3 protein-coding genes are annotated in these 2757 nt (G+C 71.7%); 1 reads left to right on the forward strand and 2 read right to left on the reverse strand.

Annotation, left to right across the window (positions count from 1 at the left end):
- A partial coding sequence (locus IH13_RS0114875; RefSeq protein ID WP_031084622.1) for a putative PEP-binding protein occupies window positions 1–278 on the forward strand: 278 nt, incomplete at its 5' end.
- 97 nt (window positions 279–375) lie between these two features.
- Here the strand turns inward: IH13_RS0114875 and IH13_RS0114880 are convergent.
- Together IH13_RS0114880 and IH13_RS0114885 are read right to left on the reverse strand one after the other, a co-directional pair.
- The gene (locus tag IH13_RS0114880) at window positions 376–1347 is read right to left on the reverse strand and encodes a hypothetical protein (protein WP_031084624.1); all 972 of its coding nucleotides are present in this window, start codon (window positions 1345–1347) and stop codon (window positions 376–378) included.
- A 66-nt stretch (window positions 1348–1413) separates the two neighbouring features.
- The coding region (locus tag IH13_RS0114885) for an acetoacetate--CoA ligase (protein WP_031084625.1) at window positions 1414–2757 on the reverse strand (1344 nt) is incomplete at its 5' end.

Here is a 2757-nt window from a genome sequence, read left to right on the forward strand (position 1 = left end):
TCCTGGACCTGGTGGCGCTGTCGGCCGAGGCCGCCGCAGCAGAGGGCAAGAGCTGCGGTGTCTGCGGTGAGGCCGCCTCGGACCCGCTGCTGGCCTGCGTACTGACCGGTCTCGGGGTCACCTCCCTGTCGATGGGTGCCGCGTCCATCCCCTATGTACGGGCGACACTGGCGAAGCACACGCTCGCGCAGTGCGAGCGCGCGGCCTCCGCCGCGCGTGCGGCGGACTCCGCCGAAGAGGCGCGGCTCGCGGCCCAGGCGGTGCTGTCGGGCGAGTGAGGCACCACGCCCCGCCGGTCGACGGCAGGGCGCTGCGGAAAGGGGTTCCCGCCGGTCCGCCGGTCTCGGCGGGGCCCCTTTCCGCGTGCCCGGCGTGTCAGCGGTGTGCCTCCGGTGCGTCGGCGCCCAGGTCGAAGCCCGCGCAGTACTCGACGTCCGGCTCCGGGGACACGGGTTCACCGGTGTCGGCGTCCGTGCAGTAGGCGTCGAAGACCTCACCGGCGGAGAGTGGGATCAGGTCCCCCTTGACCAGGCGCCATCCGTGGACGCGGTCCGCCGTGTCCGGTGCGGTGGTGCGCAGGACGACGCCGCCCCTCGTCTCCAGCGCGACGCCCACGGCGAGGACGGTGGCGAACTCCGCGCCCTGGGAGGGGTCGAGCTGGACGGGACCGCCGTCCGGGTCGCGTGTGGTGTGCACGATCGCGAGGAGTTGTTCGTCCTGGGCCGGCGTACTGCACACCACGTGGTGCGTGCCCGGCCCGGCCGCCTCCAGCAGGCGGGCCAGCAGGTGGGACGCCCGGTCGAAGGCCGCTCGGCCGATGTCCTGCCCGCAGTCCGCGCAGTCCCCGAGATCGGCGAGGAGCATCGTGGCGTACTCCCAGGTCGCCCGGCGGACCGCTCGCGAGACGAGGAGCGGGATCAGTGTGCCGATGGGCTGGCCGGTGTACGCGACGGTGGCCCCCGTGGCGGCCACCTCCGCGGTGAACCGGCTGCGGCTCCCGTGGAGGTCCGGGTCGAGGCCCTCCTCGGCGCAGTACTCGGCGTAGTCCTGGGGGTCGAAGAGGGCGACGGTGGCGTGCCTGCCCTGTGCGGCGAACGTCCTGAGCAGGCTTTCGACCTGCCGCAGATAGACGTGGTGGTCGTCGAAGGTGAAGCTGCGGTAGCGGCGCATGGCCGCGAAGTCCTCGGCGTCCACCAGGAGGCCGACGGTGCTGGGCGCCTCGCGGCGCAGCGCGCGTCGCATGGACGGGCCGCCGGGTGTCAGGCGGGCCTCCGGGCTCCGGCCGTTCTTTCCGGCCCGGTTGTTCCTGGTGTTCCTGGTGTTCCGGTGGTTCCTGGTCTGCGTCATGAGTCCCCCTGTGCACGGTTGATCGATGCTCACTCACCGTAACCAGGGGGACTGACAACGGGCCGGTCAGCCGCGTCTGCGGGCGAGGTCCTCGTAGAACCGCAGGAGTCCGATGTCGTCGATGGACCCGGCGTTGACGGCCTTGGAGAGCTCCGTTCCCTGGAGGAGGCGCTTGACGGGGACCTCGATGCGCTTGCCGGTCAGGGTGTGCGGGATGCCGGGGACCTCGATCACCTCGTCGGGTACGTGGCGCGGGGAGAGGTTCTCGCGGATGGTCCGCTTGACGGCGTCGCGCAGGTCGTCGTCGAGTCTGGCGCCTTCGGCGAGGTGGACGAAGAGGGGCATCCAGTAGCCCCCGTCCGGCTCCTCGACGCCGATGACGAGGGACTCACGGATCTCGGGGAGCCGTTCGACGGCCTCGTAGATGTCCGCGGAGCCCATCCGAACGCCCTGGCGGTTGAGGGTGGAGTCCGAGCGGCCGTGGATGACGACGGTGCCCCGGTCGGTGAGGGTGATCCAGTCCCCGTGACGCCAGACGCCGGGGTACATGTCGAAGTAGCTGTCGTGGTAGCGGCTGCCGTCGGGGTCGTTCCAGAAGCGGATCGGCATGGAGGGCATGGGGGCGGCGACGACGAGTTCGCCGACCTCGCCGGTCAGGTCTTCGCCCGAGGGGCCCCAGGACCGGAGGTCGGTGCCGAGGCACGGGGCCTGCAGTTCACCGATGTGCACCGGCAGGGTGGGGACCGCGCCGGCGAAGCAGCTGCACACGTCGGTACCACCGCTGACGGAGGCGATCCACAGGTCCTCGGCCACCTCGTCGTGGAGCCAGCGGAAGCCGTCGGGCGGCAGGGGCGAGCCGGGGGTGGCGACGCACTGGACCCGGCTCAGGTCGAAGTCGCGGCCGGGGTGGACGCCGGCCTTGCGGCAGGCCATGACGTAGGCGGCGGAGGTGCCGAAGAGGGTCGCGCCGGTCTGCTCGGCGACCCGCCACTGGGCGCTGACGTCGGGGAATCCGGGGCTGCCGTCGTAGAGGACGACCGTGGTGCCGGTGAGGAGGCCGGAGACGAGGAAGTTCCACATCATCCAGCCCGTGGAGGTGTACCAGAAGAAGCGGTCGTCCGGGCCGAGGTCGCAGTGCAGGCCGAGCTGTTTGAGGTGCTCCAGGAGGATGCCGCCCTGCGACTGGACGATGGCCTTGGGCAGGCCGGTGGTGCCGGAGGAGTACAGCACCCAGAGCGGGTGGTCGAAGGGGACCTGTTCGAAGACCGGCTCGGTGTCGGACGCGGTGAGCGCGTACCACTCCAGGGTGCCCTCGGGCGCTTCGGTCCCGAGGAGGGGGATGTGGACGACCGCGCGCAGGGTGGGGAGTGCGCGGCGGAGTTCGGCCACTGTGGCGGTGCGGTCGTGCTC

This window comes from Streptomyces sp. NRRL WC-3549, from assembly GCF_000721935.1.
In the GTDB taxonomy this organism is placed as follows: Bacteria; Actinomycetota; Actinomycetes; order Streptomycetales; family Streptomycetaceae; genus Streptomyces.

What these genes read in the sequence shown, in the direction of transcription:
- IH13_RS0114880 (WP_031084624.1), bottom strand. Translation starts at nt 1,347, where the DNA reads ATGACGCAGACCAGGAACCACCGGAACACCAGGAACACCAGGAACAAC.